The organism is Streptomyces aureus, assembly GCF_001418135.1.
In the GTDB taxonomy this organism is placed as follows: domain Bacteria; phylum Actinomycetota; class Actinomycetes; order Streptomycetales; family Streptomycetaceae; genus Streptomyces; species Streptomyces aureus_A.
In genome coordinates this window covers 329-18357 of sequence record NZ_LIPQ01000263.1, presented here as the reverse complement: position 1 = coordinate 18357, position 18029 = coordinate 329, and the positions used below count along the sequence as shown (strand labels likewise).

At 72.6% G+C, this 18029-nt stretch carries 18 protein-coding genes; 4 read left to right on the top strand and 14 right to left on the bottom strand.

Annotated features, from left to right (window positions below):
• Positions 1 to 54: 54 nt before the first annotated feature.
• The 6 genes from AOK00_RS22105 to AOK00_RS22080 all read right to left on the bottom strand — a co-directional run bounded on the left by AOK00_RS22105 (position 55) and on the right by AOK00_RS22080 (position 5588).
• Positions 55 to 633 carry a hypothetical protein gene (locus AOK00_RS22105; RefSeq protein ID WP_055602036.1) on the bottom strand — a complete coding sequence of 193 codons (579 nt, stop codon included), beginning with the start codon at positions 631 to 633 and terminating at the stop codon, positions 55 to 57.
• Positions 630 to 1805, bottom strand: coding sequence for an ROK family glucokinase (locus AOK00_RS22100; protein WP_055602035.1), 1176 nt, complete (start codon positions 1803 to 1805; stop codon positions 630 to 632). Before AOK00_RS22100 ends, AOK00_RS22105 begins: the two co-directional genes overlap by 4 nt.
• A gap of 57 nt (positions 1806 to 1862) precedes the next feature.
• Positions 1863 to 2669, bottom strand: a complete 807-nt coding sequence (locus AOK00_RS22095; protein ID WP_055602034.1) for an ATP-binding cassette domain-containing protein — start codon at positions 2667 to 2669, stop codon at positions 1863 to 1865.
• Positions 2666 to 3721, bottom strand: coding sequence for an ABC transporter permease (locus AOK00_RS22090; protein ID WP_055602033.1), 1056 nt, complete (start codon positions 3719 to 3721; stop codon positions 2666 to 2668). Before AOK00_RS22090 ends, AOK00_RS22095 begins: the two co-directional genes overlap by 4 nt.
• The gene (locus tag AOK00_RS22085) at positions 3718 to 4737 is read right to left on the bottom strand and encodes a sugar ABC transporter substrate-binding protein (RefSeq protein ID WP_079042126.1); all 1020 of its coding nucleotides are present in this window, start codon (positions 4735 to 4737) and stop codon (positions 3718 to 3720) included. Before AOK00_RS22085 ends, AOK00_RS22090 begins: the two co-directional genes overlap by 4 nt.
• A 122-nt stretch (positions 4738 to 4859) precedes the next feature.
• Complete coding sequence (locus tag AOK00_RS22080; protein ID WP_055602038.1) at positions 4860 to 5588, bottom strand: GntR family transcriptional regulator; 729 nt, start codon at positions 5586 to 5588, stop codon at positions 4860 to 4862.
• Positions 5589 to 5727: 139 nt separating this feature from the next.
• On the opposite strand from AOK00_RS22080, the gene AOK00_RS22075 reads away from it, so the two are divergent.
• Positions 5728 to 6726, top strand: coding sequence for a Gfo/Idh/MocA family protein (locus AOK00_RS22075; RefSeq protein WP_055602031.1), 999 nt, complete (start codon positions 5728 to 5730; stop codon positions 6724 to 6726).
• Positions 6727 to 6760: 34 nt separating this feature from the next.
• On the opposite strand, the gene AOK00_RS22070 is transcribed toward AOK00_RS22075, so the two are convergent.
• The 3 genes from AOK00_RS22070 to AOK00_RS22060 are packed head-to-tail and all read right to left on the bottom strand — an operon-like array spanning position 6761 to position 9859.
• Positions 6761 to 7939: a cytochrome P450 family protein gene (locus tag AOK00_RS22070; RefSeq protein WP_055602030.1), complete on the bottom strand. Its 1179-nt coding sequence runs from the start codon at positions 7937 to 7939 to the stop codon at positions 6761 to 6763.
• Positions 7940 to 7976: 37 nt separating this feature from the next.
• Positions 7977 to 8648 (bottom strand): response regulator, encoded by a 672-nt coding sequence (locus AOK00_RS22065; protein ID WP_055602029.1) that lies wholly within the window; start codon positions 8646 to 8648, stop codon positions 7977 to 7979.
• Positions 8645 to 9859, bottom strand: a complete 1215-nt coding sequence (locus AOK00_RS22060; RefSeq protein ID WP_055602028.1) for a sensor histidine kinase — start codon at positions 9857 to 9859, stop codon at positions 8645 to 8647. Before AOK00_RS22060 ends, AOK00_RS22065 begins: the two co-directional genes overlap by 4 nt.
• A gap of 145 nt (positions 9860 to 10004) precedes the next feature.
• Between AOK00_RS22060 and AOK00_RS22055 the strand changes: the two genes are divergently transcribed.
• Positions 10005 to 10226 carry a hypothetical protein gene (locus tag AOK00_RS22055; RefSeq protein ID WP_055602027.1) on the top strand — a complete coding sequence of 74 codons (222 nt, stop codon included), beginning with the start codon at positions 10005 to 10007 and terminating at the stop codon, positions 10224 to 10226.
• Positions 10227 to 10378: 152 nt separating this feature from the next.
• On the opposite strand, the gene AOK00_RS22050 is transcribed toward AOK00_RS22055, so the two are convergent.
• Complete coding sequence (locus AOK00_RS22050) at positions 10379 to 11245, bottom strand: DMT family transporter (RefSeq protein WP_437441436.1); 867 nt, start codon at positions 11243 to 11245, stop codon at positions 10379 to 10381.
• A gap of 349 nt (positions 11246 to 11594) precedes the next feature.
• Between AOK00_RS22050 and AOK00_RS22045 the strand changes: the two genes are divergently transcribed.
• Positions 11595 to 12335, top strand: a complete 741-nt coding sequence (locus tag AOK00_RS22045; RefSeq protein ID WP_107097449.1) for an SDR family NAD(P)-dependent oxidoreductase — start codon at positions 11595 to 11597, stop codon at positions 12333 to 12335.
• Between the two features lie 337 nt (positions 12336 to 12672).
• Here AOK00_RS22045 and alc read toward each other — a convergent pair whose 3' ends face one another.
• Together alc and allB are read right to left on the bottom strand one after the other, a co-directional pair.
• Positions 12673 to 13791: an allantoicase gene (gene alc / locus AOK00_RS22040; RefSeq protein WP_055602025.1), complete on the bottom strand. Its 1119-nt coding sequence runs from the start codon at positions 13789 to 13791 to the stop codon at positions 12673 to 12675.
• A gap of 3 nt (positions 13792 to 13794) precedes the next feature.
• The gene (allB, locus tag AOK00_RS22035) at positions 13795 to 15129 is read right to left on the bottom strand and encodes an allantoinase AllB (protein ID WP_055602024.1); all 1335 of its coding nucleotides are present in this window, start codon (positions 15127 to 15129) and stop codon (positions 13795 to 13797) included.
• Positions 15130 to 15466: 337 nt separating this feature from the next.
• On the opposite strand from allB, the gene AOK00_RS22030 reads away from it, so the two are divergent.
• Positions 15467 to 16273: an IclR family transcriptional regulator gene (locus tag AOK00_RS22030; protein ID WP_055602023.1), complete on the top strand. Its 807-nt coding sequence runs from the start codon at positions 15467 to 15469 to the stop codon at positions 16271 to 16273.
• Positions 16274 to 16696: 423 nt separating this feature from the next.
• On the opposite strand, the gene AOK00_RS22025 is transcribed toward AOK00_RS22030, so the two are convergent.
• Complete coding sequence (locus AOK00_RS22025) at positions 16697 to 17377, bottom strand: ABC transporter ATP-binding protein (protein WP_055602022.1); 681 nt, start codon at positions 17375 to 17377, stop codon at positions 16697 to 16699.
• The coding region (locus AOK00_RS22020; protein WP_254047453.1) for an ABC transporter permease at positions 17374 to 18029 on the bottom strand (656 nt) is incomplete at its 5' end. The genes AOK00_RS22020 and AOK00_RS22025, both read right to left, overlap by 4 nt.

Genomic DNA, 18029 nt, shown 5'->3' with positions numbered 1-18029 from the left:
CTTGGGGACCTTTCCCCCCCCGCCCTCAGCGCGCCGGAAGGGTCCGGCCGGCACTCAGGGACTCGTCGTCGAGACCGCGTACACCCGAGGGAACGCCGGCTCCGTGAGGTCGACCGTCAGATCGGTCGCCGGTCGCGGCTCCTCGCGCTTCACCGTCGTGCCGGCCCAGCTCATGCCCTCGACGAAGCTCCAGCCCGCGATGTCCGCGTCACGGTCGCCGACCGTGATCCGGCCCGGGGTGAGAGCGGCGCGGCTCGTGCCGGACTCGGCGAGGAAGCCGTCCAGACCGGCGGCGGTCGTCGTGAACTGCACGTACAGCCGGCTGGTCTTCCAGTTGCTCGTCTCGTAGTAGGCGACCCCCCACGCCCCGGCGGGGATCGGGACCTCGAAGATCCGGCGCTTCATCAGCGAGGGCCAGTTGTCCTGGAGGCCCGCCGCCGAGGACTCGCGCTCCTTGTCGCGGCCGCTGTCCCGGCTCTGGCCCGCGGAGATGACGAGATAGCCGGCCGGGATGCCCACGAGCAGGACGATGATGACGGCGGTCAGCCAGCGGCGGCGGATCATGTGCCGGTGGTCCTCGGGGAGCTTGCCCCCGGTCTCGCGCGGCGGGGTGGACTGGTGGGGCAGGGTCATGAAGGCGGGTCCTCGGGGATACGGGTGGCCCGGCCCGAGGTCCCGCTGCGCAGGGCCTGGGCATAGCGCTCGTACCGTTCGTACCGCTCCACCCGGCGCCGGTTGGCGCGGCGGAAGCGGCGGGCGACGAGCCGGGCGAGGTCGGCGGCGCCGACCATCCCCGCCTCGGGGCCGAGCTGGGCGCGGGCGATGCGGGCCTCGGGACGGTAGCCGCGGCCGGTGAGGTGGCGGCGGAAGGAGTCCCTGGCGGGGCCGATCAGCAGGTCGTCGGCTGCCGAGACGCCACCGCCGATGACGAAGCAGGAGGGGTCGAGGGCGGCGGCGAGGTTGGCGATGCCGACGCCGAGCCACTGGCCGATGTCCTGGAACAGCTCCACGCACATGGCGTCGCCCTCGCGGGCGAGCTCGGTGATGAGCGGACCGGTGATCTCGGGGACGTTCCCCTTGACCCGCTCGATGATCCCGTACGCGACCGGGGAGTCGGCGGCGGCCAGCTCGCGGGCCTCGCGGACCAGGGCGTTGCCGGAGCTGTACTGCTCCCAGCAGCCGCGGTTGCCGCAGGGGCAGCGGTGGCCGCCGGGGACGACCTGCATGTGGCCGAACTCGCCGGCCACCCCGAACTTGCCGCGCTTGACCTGACCGTCCTCCAGGATGGCGCCGCCGATGCCGGTGCCGAGGGTGATCATGACGAGGTGGTCCTCGCCGCGACCGGCGCCGAAGCGCCACTCGGCCCAGGCGGCGGTGTTGGCGTCGTTGTCCACCATGACGGGGACGGCGAGGCGGCTCTGGAGGGCGTCCTTGAGGGGCTCGTTGCGCCAGGCGAGGTGCGGGGCGAAGAGCACGGTGGCGCGCTCGGCGTCGACCCAGCCGGCCGCGCCGATGCCGACGGCGTGCACGTCGTGCCGGTCGGAGAGGTCCAGGACCAGCTCGACGATGGTGTCCTCGACGACCTTGGCGCTCTTGGACTTGTCCGGCGTCTCCGTGCGGAGCTTCTCCAGGATGTTGCCGTCGGCGTCCACGACGCCGGCCATCACCTTCGTACCGCCGATGTCGATGCCGACGGTCGGCACCCGCGGCGCCGTCAGATGGGAGCGCCGCTCCCGGGTGCCGACGGTCCGCAGCACGGTGCCCCGGGCCGATCCCCGGTGGGCGAGGTCACGGTAGGTACTCATCGGCTCCGATTCTGCCAGGTGGGGTGTCGAGGGGCCGTCCGTTCGCGGCCGCGTCCGTCACGTCCCGGACGGCCGCTCCAGTTCGTGCCGCAGGTCCTCCAGCTCGGTGCCGCCGGCCATCTGCCGGGTCAACTCGTCGAGCGTGACGGAGCCCTTGGTGTGGCTGCCGGCCATGACGCCCCGCTTGAGCAGCACGAAACGGTCGCCGACCAGGTACGCGTGGTGCGGGTTGTGGGTGATGAGGACCACGCCGAGCCCCTGGTCGCGGGCGGCGGCCACGTACTTCAGGACGACGCCGGACTGCTTGACGCCGAGCGCGGCGGTCGGCTCGTCGAGGACGAGGACCTTCGCGCCGAAGTGGACGGCCCGGGCGATGGCCACGCACTGCCGCTCGCCGCCGGAGAGGGTGCCGATGGGCTGGTCGACGTCGCGCAGGTCGATGCCCATGCGGAGCAGCGCCTCGCGGGTGGTGGTCCGCATCAGGCCGACGTCGAGCCGCTTGAAGGGGCCGGAGCCCTTGGTCGGCTCGGAGCCGAGGAAGAAGTTCCGCCAGACCGGCATGAGCGGGACGACGGCGAGGTCCTGGTAGACGGTGGCGATGCCCCGGTCGAGGGCGTCGCGCGGGTTGCCGAGGGTGACCTCCTCGCCCTCGATGCGGAAGGTCCCCGTGTCGTGCTGGTGGAGGCCGGCGACGATCTTGATGAGGGTGGACTTGCCGGCGCCGTTGTCACCGAGGACGCAGGAGATCTCGCCGGAGCGGACCTCCAGGGAGACCCCTTCGAGGGCGCGGATGTTGCCGTAGTACTTGCTGACGTCGTCGAGCTCGACGAGCGGAGCGGACTCGGTCTTCGTGGCCGTCGTCACTTGGTGGCCTCCACGCGCTTGCGGATCCAGGCGTTCAGCAGGGTCGCCAGGAGGAGCATCGCTCCCAGGAAGAACTTGAACCAGTCCGGGTTCCACTCGGCGTACACGATGCCCTTGCTCGTCATGCCGAAGATGAGGGCGCCGATCGCCGAGCCGATGGCGGAGCCGTAGCCGCCGGTGATCAGGCAGCCGCCGATGACGGCCGCGATGATGAAGATCAGCTCGTTGCCGACGCCCTCGCCCGACTGGACGACGTCGAAGGAGAAGAGCAGGTGCTGGCCGGAGATCCAGGCGCAGAACGCCACGCCCAGGTAGAGGCCGATCTTCGTCCGGTAGACCGGTACGCCGACCGCGCGGGCCGCGTCGGCGCCGCCGCCGACCGCGAAGATCCAGTTGCCGAAGCGGGTGCGGAGCAGGATCCAGGTGGCGAGCGCGACCAGGGCGAACCACCACAGGATCGTGACCTTGAACTCGACGCCGCCGACGGTCAGCTGCGAGGCGAAGAGCTTGCGGGCGGAGGAGAAGCCCTCCATGTCGGCGATGGTCTTGGTGGAGACGGTGCCGCTGATCAGCTTGGTGAGGCCGAGGTTCAGGCCCGTCAGCATCAGGAAGGTGCCGAGCGTGATGATGAAGCTGGGCAGCTTCGTACGGGTCAGCATGAAGCCGTTGAAGGCGCCGATCGCCAGGGTGACGAGCAGCGAGACGCCGACGCCGACCCAGACGTTCGCCGTCATCTGGTAGCTGAACATCGACGAGACCAGGGCCGAGCTGGTGACCAGGACACCGGCGGACAGGTCGAACTCGCCGCCGATCATGAGCAGCGCGACAGGGACCGCCATGATGCCGAGGGTCGAGGCCGCGTAGAGCACGGTGCCGAGGCTGGACGGGTTCAGGAAGCTGTCGGCGGCCACGGAGAAGAAGACGAAGACGGCGATCGCGCCGACGACGGAGCCGAGCTCGGGGCGGGCCAGCAGCTTCTTCAGCGGAGTGGTGCGCAGCAGCCGTTCGTCGACGTGGTCGAGGCCGTCCGACGGTGGGGCGGTGGAACTCATCGGGTGCCCCGCTCCGCGTACTCGACGAGCTTCGCGGCGTCGTCCTTGGTGATGACCTGCGGGCCGGTGAGGACCGGCTTGCCGCCGCCGAGGACGTTGGCGTTGTAGCGGTGGAGCCAGAGCAGGTCGACGGCCTCGTAGCCCTGGAGGTAGGGCTGCTGGTCGACGGCGAAGCCGAGGGTGCCGGCCTGGAGGGAGGTGGCGACCTTGGCGTTGAGGTCGAAGGTGTCGATCTCGGCCTTGCTCCCGGCGCTCTCGGCGGCCTGGACGGCGGCGTCGGCGAACGGGGCGCCGAGGGTGACGACGGCGTCGACGGCCTTGTCGGACTGGAGCTTGGCCTCGATGGAGGCCTTGACGTCCGGCATGTTGGTGCCGTCGACGTAGAGGTTGACCAGCTCGCCGTCGAAGGTCTTCTTCGTGCCGGCGCAACGCTGCTCGTGACCGACGTTGCCCTGCTCGTGCAGGACGCAGAGCGCCTTCTTCTTGCCCCGCTTGTCGAGCTCCTCGCCGACGGCCTCGCCGGCGACGGTCTCGTCCTGGCCGATGTGGGTGAGCGCCCCGTACGCCTTGGACTGCTCGGCGCCCGAGTTCACGGTGATCACCGGGATGCCGGCCTTGACGGCCTTCTCGACGGCGGCCTTCATGGCGTCGGGCTTCGCGAGCGTGACGATCAGACCGTCGACCCCCTTGGCGACGTACGAGTCGATCAGCTGCGCCTGCTGCTGGGCCTCGTCGCTGTGGGCGTAGAGGAAGTTGATGTTGTCCTTGGCGGCGGCCTGCTTGGCTCCCTTCTGGACGATGTCCCAGAAGGTGTCGCCGTCACCCGAGTGGGTCACCATGGCGAAGGTCCAGCGGGGGGTGTCGACGACTGCCCTGCCCTGGGCCTCGGCGGCCTTGCGGGCGTCCTCCGCCCGCTTTCCGCCGGTGCTGCTGCACCCGGCGAGCGCCCCGGTGAGCGCGAGCGCGAGCACGGCGCCGACTGCGGCGCGTACCCCTCCTGTCCGAAGCCTGGTCACGAGGCCGTGCCCTCCTTTGTGTCCTTTGCGTGCATTGCAGTCGTGCATTGCAGTATCGGTCATGCGGGTCATGGCACTCGCCAGGGGGCCGGTGTCCGGCTCCTTCGCCGGTGGGGTAGGGCCTACGGACGGACCATCAGCTGGAACTCGAAGGAGTAGCGGTCGGCCCGGTAGAGATGGGAGCCGTACTCGACGGCGCGGCCGGAGTCGTCGAAGGTGACGCGCTCCATCGTCAGCAGCGGTGCGCCCTCCCTCTCGTCGAGGAGGGCCGCCTCGGCGGCGGTCGCGGCGCGGGCGCCGACGGCCTGGCGGGCGCTGTGCAGGGTGAGCGCGGCGGAGCGGAGCATCCGGTAGAGGCCGGTGGTCTCCAGGCGCGCGGTGTCCGGTCCGCCGGGGCCGAGGAGCCCGGCGGGCAGATGGTTGCGCAGATACGCCATGGGGTCGCCGTGCGCGGTGCGGAGCCGTTCGAGATAGACGACCTCGCTGCCCTCGGGTACGCGGAGGGCCGCGGCGACCGGGCCGGTGGCGGGTTCGACCCGGTTGACCAGGACCCGGGTGGCGGGAAGCTGTCCGGCGGCGTCCAGATCGTCGTACAGGCTGCTCAGCTCCAGCGGGCGGCGGACCGTGCTGTGCACGACCTGGGTGCCGACACCCCGGCGGCGGACCAGGAGGCCCTTGTCGACGAGGGTCTGGATGGCCTGGCGGACGGTGGGGCGGGAGAGGCCGAGACGGGTGGCGAGGTCGATCTCGTTGCCGAGGAGGGTGCCCGGGGTCAGCGTGCCGTTCTCCACGGCGCTCTCCAGTTGCCGGGCCAGCTGGAAGTAGAGCGGGACCGGGCTGGTGCGGTCCACGGAGAGCGGGGGCAGGGCGGAGCCTGACTGCTTGGACACGGGGGGAGCGTAGCCCGGGGCTCTGATGACGGGAAGGCATGACGTCCGGTTGTCCTGACAAATCCTTGACACCGGGAACGGACGGCTCCACGGTGGGGCCATGCGCATCGGACTCATCGGTACGGGCCGGATCGGGAGCTTCCACGCGGGTGTGCTGGCCCGCCATCCGGAGGTCGAGTCGCTGGTCGTGGCGGACGCGGACGCCTCGCGGGCGGCCGGGGTCGCGGGCGCGCTCGGCGCGGAGGCCGCGCCGGACGTCACCGCGCTGTTCGCGCACGCCCTGGACGCCGTGGTGATCGCCTCGGCGACGGCGGCGCACGCGGAGCTGATCGCCCGCGCGGCGGGCGCCGGGCTCCCGGCCTTCTGCGAGAAGCCGATCGCCCTGGACGTGCCGGGGACGGCGACCGCGCTCACGGCGGTTACCGAGGCGGGCACGGAGCTCCAGCTCGGCTTCATGCGGCGCTTCGACGCGGGGTACCGTGCGGCGCGCGAGGCGGTGCGCTCGGGGCGGCTCGGCCGGCTGCACACCGTACGGGCGGCGACCTCCGACCCGGCGCCGCCGCCGGCCGCGTACCTCCCCCTCTCCGGGGGGCTCTTCCGGGACTGTCTGGTGCACGACTTCGACATGGTGCGCTGGGTGACCGGGCGGGAGGTCGTGGAGGTGTACGCGACGGGCTCGGACGCGGGTCCCGCGATGTTCCGGGAGGCCGCGGACGTGTCCACGGCCGCCGCGCTGCTCACCCTGGACGACGGCACCCTCGTCACGGCGACGGCGACCCGCCACAACGGCGCCGGGTACGACGTCCGCATGGAGCTGGCGGGCGATCTGGACCAGATCGCGGTGGGCCTGGACGACCGCACCCCCCTCACCTCGGTGGAACCCTGGGCGTCGGCGCCGCCGGGGAAGCCCTGGACCGGCTTCCTGGAGCGGTTCGCCCCCGCGTACGAGGCGGAGCTCGACGCCTTCGTCCGCCTGGTACGCGGCGAGGCGCCCAACCCGTGCGACGGCCGGGAGGCCCTGGCGGCACTCCGGATCGCCGAGGCGTGCGAGCGCTCGCGGCGGGAGCGGCGACCGGTACGGGTGGACGACATCGGCTAGCGGTCTCTCGGCGTCACCACCGGACCGGGAGGCGTCACCACCGGACCGGGAGGTGCCGGACTCCGCGCATCAGCAGGCCGGGGAGCCACTCCCAGGGCTCGCCCTCGGGGTCGAGTTCCAGTTCCGGGAAGCGGTCGAGGAGGGTCCGGAGCGCGATCCGGCCCTCCAGCCGGGCCAGCGGGGCGCCCAGGCAGTAGTGGATGCCGTGCCCGAACGCGAGATGGCCCCGGGTGTCCCGGCGGATGTCGAAGCGGTCGGGTTCGGGGAACCGGGCCGGGTCGCGGTCGAGCGCCCCGATGGCGACGAGGACGCTCTGCCCTGCCGGGATCTCGGTGCCGCCGAGGGTGACGGGCTCCCGGCTGAAACGGAAGGTGCTCGTCTCCACCGGCCCGTCGTACCGCAGGGACTCCTCGATCGTCCCGTCCAGGAGGCTCGGGTCTGCGCGCAGGGCGGCGAGCTGACCGGGGTGGGTGAGGAGGTTGCGGACCGTGTTGGCGATCAGGTTGACAGTCGTCTCGTGGCCCGCGATGAGCAGCAGATAGGCCATGGCCCGGAGTTCGGGCCCGGAGAGCCGGTCGCCGTCCTCGGCGCGGGAGGCGATCAGACCGGAGAGCAGGTCGTCGGCTGGGCCCGCGGCCCGCTTGTCCTCGATGAGCGCGTCGAGGTAGGCGCCGAAGTCCACCATGCTCCGGGTGAAGTCCTCTTCGCCGGTGGGGGTGACCAGCTCCGTCGACCAGCGGCGGAAGGTGTCGCGGTCCGCCGGGGGGACCCCGAGGAGCTCGCAGATGACGGTGATCGGCAGCGGGTACGCGAAGGCGTCGACGAGGTCGGCCCGGCCTGCCGGTTCCATCGCGTCGACGAGGTCCGCGGTCAGCCGCTCGATGCGGGGCCGCAGGGCTGCCACCCGGCGGCCGGTGAACTCGCCCGTCACCAGGCGGCGCAGCCGGGTGTGGTCGGGCGCGTCGGCCGAGAGGAGGTGGACGCCGATGATGTCCTCCTCCGGCGCCCGTACACCGATCACGTGCGGGGACTTGGCGAGCCGGGGGTCGGCGAGCGCCGCACGTCCCTCCTCGTGTCCGACGACCAGCCAGAACTGGAAGCCGTCGGGCATCCGCACCTCGTGGACGGGGCCTGCCTCGCGGAGCTTCGCGTAGTAGGGGTACGGATGCACGGTGAAGTCCGCGCCGTACTCCCCCAGTTCGATGACGGACATCGACGCAGACTATCCGAAGGGACCGGAGTCGAAACGATCAGTTCTGGCCGTCCTCGTCCAGGAGTCCCGCGTCGTGGACGAGGAGGGCGATCTGGACGCGGTTGTTGAGGCCGAGTCTGGCGAGGACGCGCGAGACATGGGTCTTGACCGTGGGCACGCTCATGTACAGCTCGGCGGCGATCTCCGCGTTGGACAGACCGCGGCCGACGGCGACGGCCACCTCCCGCTCGCGGTCGGCGAGTTCGGTCAGGCGCCCGGCGGCCGCGGTGCGCGGGGACTGCTCCGGCTGTCCGGCGACATGGGTCATGAGCTGGCGGGTGACGGCCGGGGACAGCACCGGGTCCCCGGCGGCGACCCGGCGGACGGCGGCGACGATCTCGGCCGGCGGCGTGTCCTTGAGGACGAAGCCGGCCGCGCCGGCCCGCAGGGCGCGCAGTACCTGCTCGTCGGCGTGGAAGGTGGTGAGGACGACGACCTCGGGGGCGCCGGGTTCGGCGCGCAGCCGCTCGGTGGCGGTGAGCCCGTCCACGTGCGGCATGCGGATGTCCATGAGGACGACGTCGGGGGCGAACCGGGTGACGAGTTCGGGGACCTCGCCGCCGTCGGCGCCCTCGCCGACGATCTCCAGGTCCTCGGCGCCGCCGAGCATCAGGGTGAGGCCCGCGCGGACCAGGGGGTCGTCGTCGACGATGAGCAGCCGGATGGTCATGGGGGCCACGGTAGCCAGGCGTGCAGCGAGAATCCGCCGTCGGGGGCCGGTCCGTGCTCCATCCGGCCACCGGCGAGCGCGGCACGTTCGGTGAGTCCGATCAGGCCCTGGCCCGAGCCGGGGACGGGCGGGACCGGTCCGGCGGGTGCCGGGTTGTGGATGTCGACGGTGAGGCCCTCCCCCGGGCGGCCGCGCACGGTGACGGTGACCGTGGTGCCGGGGGCGTGCTTGCGGGCGTTGGTGAGACCCTCCTGGGCGATGCGGTAGACGGTGCGGCCGGTGGCGGCGGGCACGGTGGACGGTTCGTCCACCGTGGTGTCGAGGACGACGTCCGCCCCGGCCTCGCGGGATTCGTCGATCAGCGCGTCGAGGGTGGCGAGGGTGGGCTGCGGCCTGTCGCCGCCGTCGCCGTTCTCGCCGGGGGCGCGCAGCACGCCGATGATCTCGCGGAGGTCCTGGAGGGCCTCGTGGGCGCTGTCGCGGATGACGCCGGCGGCGCGGGCGACCTGCTCGGGCGGGGCGTCGGGCCGGAACTCCAGGGCTCCGGCGTGCACGCTGAGCAGGGTGAGCCGGTGGGCGAGCACGTCGTGCATCTCGCGGGCGATCGCCTCGCGTGCGAGCCGCTGGGCCTGCGCGGCACGCAGCTCGGCCTCGGCCTCGGCGCGGCGGGCGCGCTCCCTGAGGGCCTCGACGAGCTGGCGGCGGGAGCGGACGAGCATGCCCCAGGCGGTGACGAGCAGGATGAGGATGAAGCCGAGGGCGATGGAGAGCCCGGTGTTGGTGGTGGGGTCGGGCCGGACGAAGGCCTGCACGGTGGAGGCGGCGACGGCGAGCGCGCCGATCGCGGCGACCTCGCGGAAGGGCTTGCGTACGGCGACGCTGAAGAGGCTCGCGAGGAGGGCGCCCGCGGCGACCGGGGCCACGATGTTGAGCAGCGAGAGGCCGATCGCGAGTCCGGCGGGCCAGCGGCGGCGCAGCCAGAGGGCGCAGCAGGCGGCGGCGCCCAGGAGTTGGTCGACGAGGGTGACGGCCTCGCTCGTGTACTGCGCGCTGGTGTCGGCGGCGACGAGGCCGACGAAGGCGGCGAGGAGGAAGAGCGAGGTGTCCACGATCCAGTCGCGGACGGTACGGCTGGGCCGGCCCTCCCCTTTCCCACCGGGTTCGGCCAGGTGGGAGGGGAGCAGCCAGCGCTGCCGGTCCGTGCGGGTCATATCGGCAATGTACGCAGCCGGGGGCGGCGTGCGGGGCATCGGCGGCCGGGCCGCTACCGAAGTCGCGGAGGTCGATACTTCGGTCGCGGTGCCCGTGGACCGGAGGCGGACGCGGCCGGTCTCCCGGCCGCGCCATGATCACTTCATGAAGAAGTTTCTGGAGGTCGCCGGTTTCCTGCTCGCTCTCTTCGGTGTGGCCGGGGTGGTGCGCGAGCTGACGGACGGCTGGTTCCGTCTCCTGGGCGTGACCCGGTTCCTCACGGAGAACGTGTGGTTCCTGGAGGGCCGTGAGCTGTTCACCAACATCGTGATCGCGGTGCTCGGCCTGGTCCTCATGATCGTGTCGGACCGGGTGGCGAAGTCCTGATCGATGCCCTGCCCCGCGTCCTGCCCCGTGTCCTGATCCGCGTCCTGATCCGCGTCCTGATCCGCGTCCTGATCCGCGTCCTGGTCGGTCCGCCCTCGGGGCTCAGGCGCTCGCCATGTGAACGCATTGGCCGGAGAACCTCCCCGGCCCGCCTACCCGGCCCCGTTGTCGGCGGCCCGGCGGCCCCAACCGGTGCCCGCGAGCACGAGGAGCGCGCCCGCGAGGCCGAGGACGCCGGGGCGGTCGCCGGCGAGGGCGATGCCCGCGGCGGCGGCCCAGAGCGGTTCCGTGCCGAGGAGGAGGCTGACCCTGGACGGGGAGGTGCGGCGGACCGCCCACATCTGCACGAAGAACGCGAAGAGCGTGCAGAAGACGGAGAGGAAGAGCAGCCCGGCCCACTCGCGGGGGCCGAAGTCGAGCGCAACCGCCCAGGGTGAGGCGCCGGTGCCGGGGAAGGCCGCGATGACGGCGAAGACGGCGACGGCGGAGCCCAGCTGCACGGTGGTGAGGGAGAGCGAGTCGGCCGACCGGACGGCCTTGATCCGGGACATCGCCAGGACGTGGACGGTACGGGCGAGGGCGGCGAGCAGCATGAGCAGGTCGCCGAGGGAGGGGGTGCTGAAGCCCCCGCCCTGGGTGAGGAGCACGACGCCGAGGACGGAGAGCGCGGCGGCGCCGAGGAAGGCGCGGGGCGGCCTGACCCGGGTGACGGCGGCCTCGGCGAGCGGGGTGAAGATCATGGTGAGGCTGATGATCAGCCCCGCGTTGGTGGCGGAGGTGTGGACGACGCCGTAGGTCTCCAGGAGGAAGATCCCGCTGAGGATCAGCCCGAGGGCCCCGGCGCCGCGCCACTGGGCGGCGTTCAGGGCCCGGAGCCTGGCCCACCCGGCGACGACCAGGACGGGCAGCACCACCGCGAACCGCAGCACGAGGACGGCGATGACGGTGTGGGTGGTGGTGATGCCCTTGGCCGCGAGGTAGCTGGCGCCCCAGACGACGGCGACGAGCAGCACGGGCAGGTCGGTGAGCCATGCCCGGCGCGGGGCGCCGAGGGGAAACGGGTGCGGCGATCGACGAAGCTGACATTGCGGCCGTATCTCCGACTCTCGGGGTGGGGTGGAGACTTCGACGGCTCGCACGTGGAGCGATCACCGTATCGGGACAGGCCTGTGGTGGCTACACCTTTCCGGGCTCCCGTCGGTACGTCCGTACGCGGGCTCGCGGAGTCGAGGGTGGTGGCGGCGACGCACGTGGGCGCGCTGCTGGTGGCGATCGGGTCGGCGTCCGATTCGTGCCAGCGCCGGGACACTCAGGAGACTTTCATTGAACCCGCAACCACTTATGGCCACTTCTCACGGAGGTTTCGGGATGTCCACGATGAACGGCACGGCGGTTCTGGTGACGGGCGGCAGCCGCGGGATCGGCGCGGCCACGGCCGTGCGGCTCGCCCGGGAAGGCGCCGACGTCGCCTTCACCTACGTCCGGGACGAGGTGCGGGCCAAGGAGGTCGCCGCGCGCATCGAGGCGACCGGCCGCAGGGCGCTTCCCCTGCGTGCCGACGCGGCCGACGCCGGGGACGCGGCGGGTGCGGTGAACTGGGCGGCGGACGCCCTGGGCCGGCTCGACGTCCTGGTGAACAACGTGGGTACCGGGGTCCTCGGCCCGCTGGACTCGCTGACTCTCGCGGACGTGGACCGGGTTCTCGCGGTGAACGTCCGGGCGGCGTTCCTCGCCTCGCAGGCGGCTGCCGGACACCTGCCGGAGGGCGGCAGGATCATCACCATCGGCAGCTGCATGACCCAGCGGGTGCCGGGGCCCGGCGGAGTGCTGTACACGCTGAGCAAGACGGCGCTGATCGGCCTGACGAAGAGCCTCGCGCGGGAGCTGGGCGGACGCGGCATCACGGCGAACGTCGTCCACCCCGGCCCCGTCGACACCGACATGAACCCGGCGGACGGCCCGTACGCGGAGGGCCAGGCGGCCATGACGGCACTGGGCCGCTTCGGCACCGCGCAGGAGGTGGCCGCGATGGTCGCGTTCCTGGCGGGACCGGAGGGGCGGTACGTGACGGGCGCGGAGTTCTCCGTGGACGGCGGGCACGCGGCGTAACGCCGGGACGGGGCCCGATGGGTGGCGCCCGCATGCGAGCGTGGGCGGGGCGCTGCTCGCCCCCGGGTCCCGGGCGCGGGACCGGCGAGTGAGCCGAAGGGCCCCGCCGGGGGAACGACCCCGAGCGCGCGGAGGCCCCCGGGGAACGAGGGGGCGAGCACGGTCGGGGTCGCGAGCCCGGCTCAGAGCGCCCGGAGGCGCACCGAGCCCGCAAAAGAGGTGCGCACCGGTGCTGTCATGCCGGTGCGCCCTCGCGGGCCGGGCGGGGTGTCGTACCCGCCCGGTTCATGGGGCGGGCCGGGGGCGCACCCCGGCCCGCCTGTTCGTACGGGTCCGGTCAGCCGCCCAGTTCCTGGTGGCGGGCCGTCAGACGGGCCGTGCCGGCGTCCGTGAGGGAGCCGAAGAGGCGGAGGCGGGAGATGCCGCCGTCCGGGTAGATGTCGATCCGGACGCGGGAGCCGACCGCCGGGGTGCCGAGCACGAAGCGGTGGTTGGTGTCGGGCTGGAGGCGGGTCCGGGGCAGGATCTCGGTCCACTCCTCCGAGCCCTCGCCCGCGACGGACAGCGCGGCCCAGCCGGCGCTGTTGCCCTTGAGGTACGCCGTGTCGATCTCGACGGCACGGATCTCGGACTCGGCGACCAGCTGGTAGCGGATCCAGTCGTTGCCCTTGTCGCGGCGGCGGCGGGTCTCCCAGCCGTCGTCCATCTTGCGGGAGCGACCGGGCTGGATGGTGTTGGTGGCGGGCGAGTAGAAGCGGTCGGAGGCGTCCTCGACCTGGCCGCCGTTCTCCAGGGCCGCGAGGTCGAAGGTGCCGAGCACGCCGAGCCACCGCGGGTCGGGGGCGACCTCGCCGTACACGCGGAGGCGGGCGATGCCGCCGTCGGGGTGCTGGTTGACGCGGAGGTGGGTGAAGCGCTGCTCGACGTCGACGGCGAAACCGTTGGCGGCGTGGCCGCCGACGGCGGTGCGCGGGACGAGCGTCGTCCACTTCACGTCGTCGGCGAGGAGCTCCTCGGGCGAGGGCGAGCCGGCCACGGAGGCGGCCTCGACGGAGACGGCCTGCGGGTAGTTGCCGCGGAAGTGGGCGGTGTCGACGACGATGCCGCGGACGACGCCGGGCGCGCCGAGCCGTACCAGGGCCCAGTCGTGGTCGTCCTCGGTGGGGTGCGGCTGCTGGGCGGAGACGCCACGGCGGCGGCGGGTCTCCCAGCCGTCCATGATCTTGCCCTTGTGGCCGAAGTGCTCGGGGTCGAACTCGGCGGCCTCGGGCTTGAGCAGGTTCTCGCGCTCGGCGAAGAACTCGTCGTTGGCGGCGATCACGCCCGCGCCGAGACGCCGGTCGGCGAGGTCGGCGTACTGGGTGAAGGGGAAGTCGGCCGTCCGGTAGTCGGCGTAGGGGTCGCCACCGCCGTAAGGGCTGGCGTCGCCGGTGAAGGAGGGTATGCCGGTGCTCACGGGTCAGTTGTTCCTTTCGAGGAGGCGGCCGGAGGGCTCGGCGAGGGTGCCGTGGTCGGCGATCCGCTCCCCGCGCAGCCAGGTGGAGGTGACGACGCCGTTGAGGGTCTTGCCCGCGTAGGCGGTGATCCGGTTGCGGTGCTGGAGCTCGGCCGGGTCGACGGTGAAGCAGGCCTCCGGGTCGAGGACGGCGAAGTCGGCGTCGCGGCCGGCCTCGATCGCACCCTTGCGGGTGAGGCCGGCGAGCCGGGCCGGTCCCTCGGACATCCAGCGGACGACGTCCGTCAGGTCGAAGCCGCGACGGCGGGCCTCGGTCCAGATGGCGGGGAGGCCGAGCTGGAGGGAGGAGATGCCGCCCCAGGCGGACGCGAAGTCGGGCGTCTTGAGGTCGGTCGTGGACGGGGAGTGGTCGGAGACGATGCAGTCGATCGTGCCGTCCGCGAGCCCCTGCCACAGCGCGTCCTGGTTGACGGCCTCGCGGATGGGCGGGCAGCACTTGAACTCGGTGGCGCCGTCCGGGATCTCCTCGGCGGTGAGCGTGAGGAAGTGCGGGCAGGACTCGACGGTGACCTTGACGCCCTCGGCCTTGGCGGCGGCGAGGACCGGCAGCGCGTCCGAGGAGGAGAGGTGCAGGACGTGGACGCGGGCGTTGAGCCGGCGGGCCTGGTTGATCAGGTTCTCGATCGCCGTGTTCTCGGCGTCGCGGGGACGCGAGGCGAGGAAGTCGGCGTACGCGCCGCCGGACCGCTGGGGCGCGGCGGCGAGGTGGTGGGGGTCCTCGGCGTGCACGATCATCAGGCCGTCGAAGCCGGAGATCTCGGCGAGCGAGGTCGCGAGCCGCTCCTGGTCGAGCTCGGGGAACTCCTCCACGCCGGAGGGCGACAGGAAGCACTTGAAGCCGAAGACACCGGCGTCGTGGAGCGGGCGCAGGTCCTTGACGTTGTCGGGCAGGGCGCCGCCCCAGAAGCCGACGTCGACGTGGGCCTTGGTGCGGGCGACCTCCTGCTTGACGCGGAGGTTCTCCACGGTGGTGGTGGGCGGCAGCGAGTTGAGGGGCATGTCGAGGAGGGTGGTGATGCCACCGGCGGCGGCCGCGCGGGTGGCGGTCCAGAAGCCCTCCCACTCGGTGCGGCCGGGGTCGTTCACGTGCACGTGGGTGTCGACGAGTCCGGGCAGGACGACGTCGTCGCCGACGTCCTCGAGCCGGGCACCGGCGGGTACCTCGGCGTCGTACGGCAGCACGGCCGCGATCGTCCCTCCGGAGACGGCGATCGACGCCGGGCGTGTCCCCTCGGGGGTGATGACACGCGTCGAGCGCAGGACCAGGTTGACGTCCACCCGTACCCCTCTTCCAGTGCTTCAAGAAGAAATTCAACGAACTGTTGAAGGAGTCTTCACTTCCGGACGACATGTCGTCAAGGGCACACTTCCAGCATCGCCGCGGACATCGGCCGCCGCCGCACGCCGCTTGGATGTTTCCACCAAGTGAAATGCAAATTCCGTACAGTAGAACGTAGCTCCGTACAGCTGGGGCCGACCCGGACGCCTCCGGGCCGTCACCGACACCGGACAAACACGTCCTGACCGGCGCGGACGCCTACACCAGGACCATGTACCCCGGCCAATGGGCCGGTAGGCTGCTGCCTTGCCCGCCTGCCCCGAAAGGACCGTTGACGTGCCGACGTCCAGCGCCAGCACCACCGAGGCCGCCAAGCCCGCCGCGAGCGGGGGCGTCCAGTCCCTTGAGCGTGCCTTCGACCTCCTCGAGCGGATGGCCGACGCCGGGGGCGAGGTCGGGCTGAGCGAGCTCTCCGCCAGCAGCGGACTCCCGCTCCCCACCATCCACCGCCTGATGCGCACCCTGGTGGCCTGCGGGTACGTACGCCAGCAGCCCAACCGGCGGTACGCGCTCGGCCCCCGCCTCATCCGGCTCGGCGAGTCCGCCTCCCGCCTCCTCGGCACCTGGGCCCGCCCGTACCTGGCGCGGCTCGTCGAGGAGACCGGCGAGACGGCGAACATGGCGCTGCTCGACGGCGACGAGATCGTGTACGTGGCGCAGGTGCCGTCCAAGCACTCGATGCGCATGTTCACCGAGGTCGGCCGACGGGTGCTGCCGCACTCGACGGGCGTCGGCAAGGCGCTGCTCGCGCACACCCCGGCCGAGGAGGTCCGCGCGCTGCTCGCCCGCACCGGCATGCCGGCGGCGACCGAGAAGACCATCACGACGCCGGACGGCTTCCTCGACGCGCTCGTCGCGGTCCGCGAGACGGGATACGCGGTCGACGACAACGAGCAGGAGATAGGAGTCCGCTGCCTGGCCGTCTCGGTCCCGGACTCCCCGACGGCCGCGGCGATCTCGATCTCGGGCCCGGCGGGCCGCGTGACGGAAGCGGCCACGGAGAAGATCGTCCCGATCCTCCAGGAAGTGGCCCGCGAACTCTCCGCGGCCCTGGCGAACACGACGGCCAACGGGGGCGCGTAGCCGAAGGGCCGGAAACCCGGCAGGTGCGCTGCCGCCCCGTACGTGCCGCGCCCTCGCCACCCCCGTGTGGGCAATCGTCCCGCTGGGGCGGGACGGGTGGGCACACGGGACGGCGCCCTCCGGCGGCGCCTCCGCCCCTTGTGCCTGGACCCGCACCACCAAGCGCGGTGCACAAGGGGTGCGGGTCAGGGCGCGGAAGCCTAGGCCCGGCAAGGGGCGCCGTTCCGTTGTGCCCACCCGTTCCGCCCTGGGGGCCCCGGACGGAGTCTGGGGGAGGAACGAATGCCCACAACGTGGGTGGACGCGGGCGCAGCCCCGGGCGAGGGGCGCGGGGGCGACCCGAGGGCGCAGTCCACGGCAAGGGGCGCGGGCGCGACCCGACCGCGGCAAGCCCACGGACGGCAGGGCGCGGCCCACGCGGTGTCAGACCGGCGCGCCTTCCGACACGTGGCCGTCCCTGACCTCCACCACCCGCCCCGCCCGAGCCACATGCCCCCGGTCATGCGTCACCAGCACCGTCGCCGTCCCCCTCCCCACCGTCAGCTCCGCGAGCAGCTCCATCACCGCCGCCCCCCGCTCGTGATCCAGCGCGCTCGTCGGCTCGTCGACGAGGAGGACCGCCGGCTCGTTCATCAGCGCCCGCGCGATGTTGACCCGCTGTCGCTGTCCCCCGGACAGCTGGTGGGGCCGTCGTCCGGCCAGGTCCGCGAGGCCCACCGCGTCGAGCAGTTCCAGGGCCCTGCCGCGGGCCGACTTCGCCGGCCGCCCCGAGACGTGCGCCATCACCTGGAGCTGTTCCGCCGCCGTGAGCGACGGCAGCAGGTTCGGTTGCTGGAACACGATCCCGATCCGCTCCCGCCGCAGCGCCGCCCGCCCGGCCGGGTCCAGTTCCCCCGTATCCGTACCGTCGACGACGACCCGTCCCCGGTCCGGTGTCACCAGCGTCGCGGCGACCGCGAGCAGGCTGGACTTGCCGGAGCCGGAGGGGCCGACGACGGCCGTGAGGGATCCGGCGGGGACGGTGAGGGAGACCGCGTCGAGCGCGGTCAGCCGGCCGTCGCCGTCCGGGTAGGTGAGGGTGACGGCGTCGAGGACGAGGCTCATCGGGCACTCCCGAGCGCGGTAAGAGGGTCGACGGCGGTGATCCGCCGGATGGAAAGCGCCGCACCGAGGGCACCGAGCCCGATCATCACGGCGGCCGGCCCGAGGACGGTCAGCGGGTCGAGGACGAACGGCACGTTCCCGCCGCTGACCAGCGCCCCCACTCCTACCGCGAGCCCGGTTCCGAGCAGCGTGCCCGCCGTAAGCATCAGTACCGCCTGCCCGAGGGCGTCCTTGAGGAGGTACGGGGTCGAGGCGCCGAGGGCCTTGAGGACGGCCACGTCGCCGCTCCGCTGGATGGTCCAGACGGTGAAGAAGGCTCCTATGACGAGGGCCGAGATGACGAAGAGGAAGCCGCGCATGAGCTGCAGCGAGCCGTTCTCCGCCTGGTAGGACCCTATGGCGGTGAGGGCCTCGTCGACGGTCCGCGCCTCGGTGCCGACGGCCTTGTCACCGGCGCCCCACTCGGTGCCCCCGCCGCCGCGGAGCGCGACGACCGTGGCCTGCTCCTCAGCGGTGGTGCCGCTGTGGCCGACCCGCTGCCAGTCGTCGAGGGTCGTCCACACGACCGGCGTGTGGCTGTACGAGGCGTCGCCCGCGACCGCCGCGACGGTGAGCTCCAGGGGGCCGAGGCGGACGGGGTCGCCGACGGCGA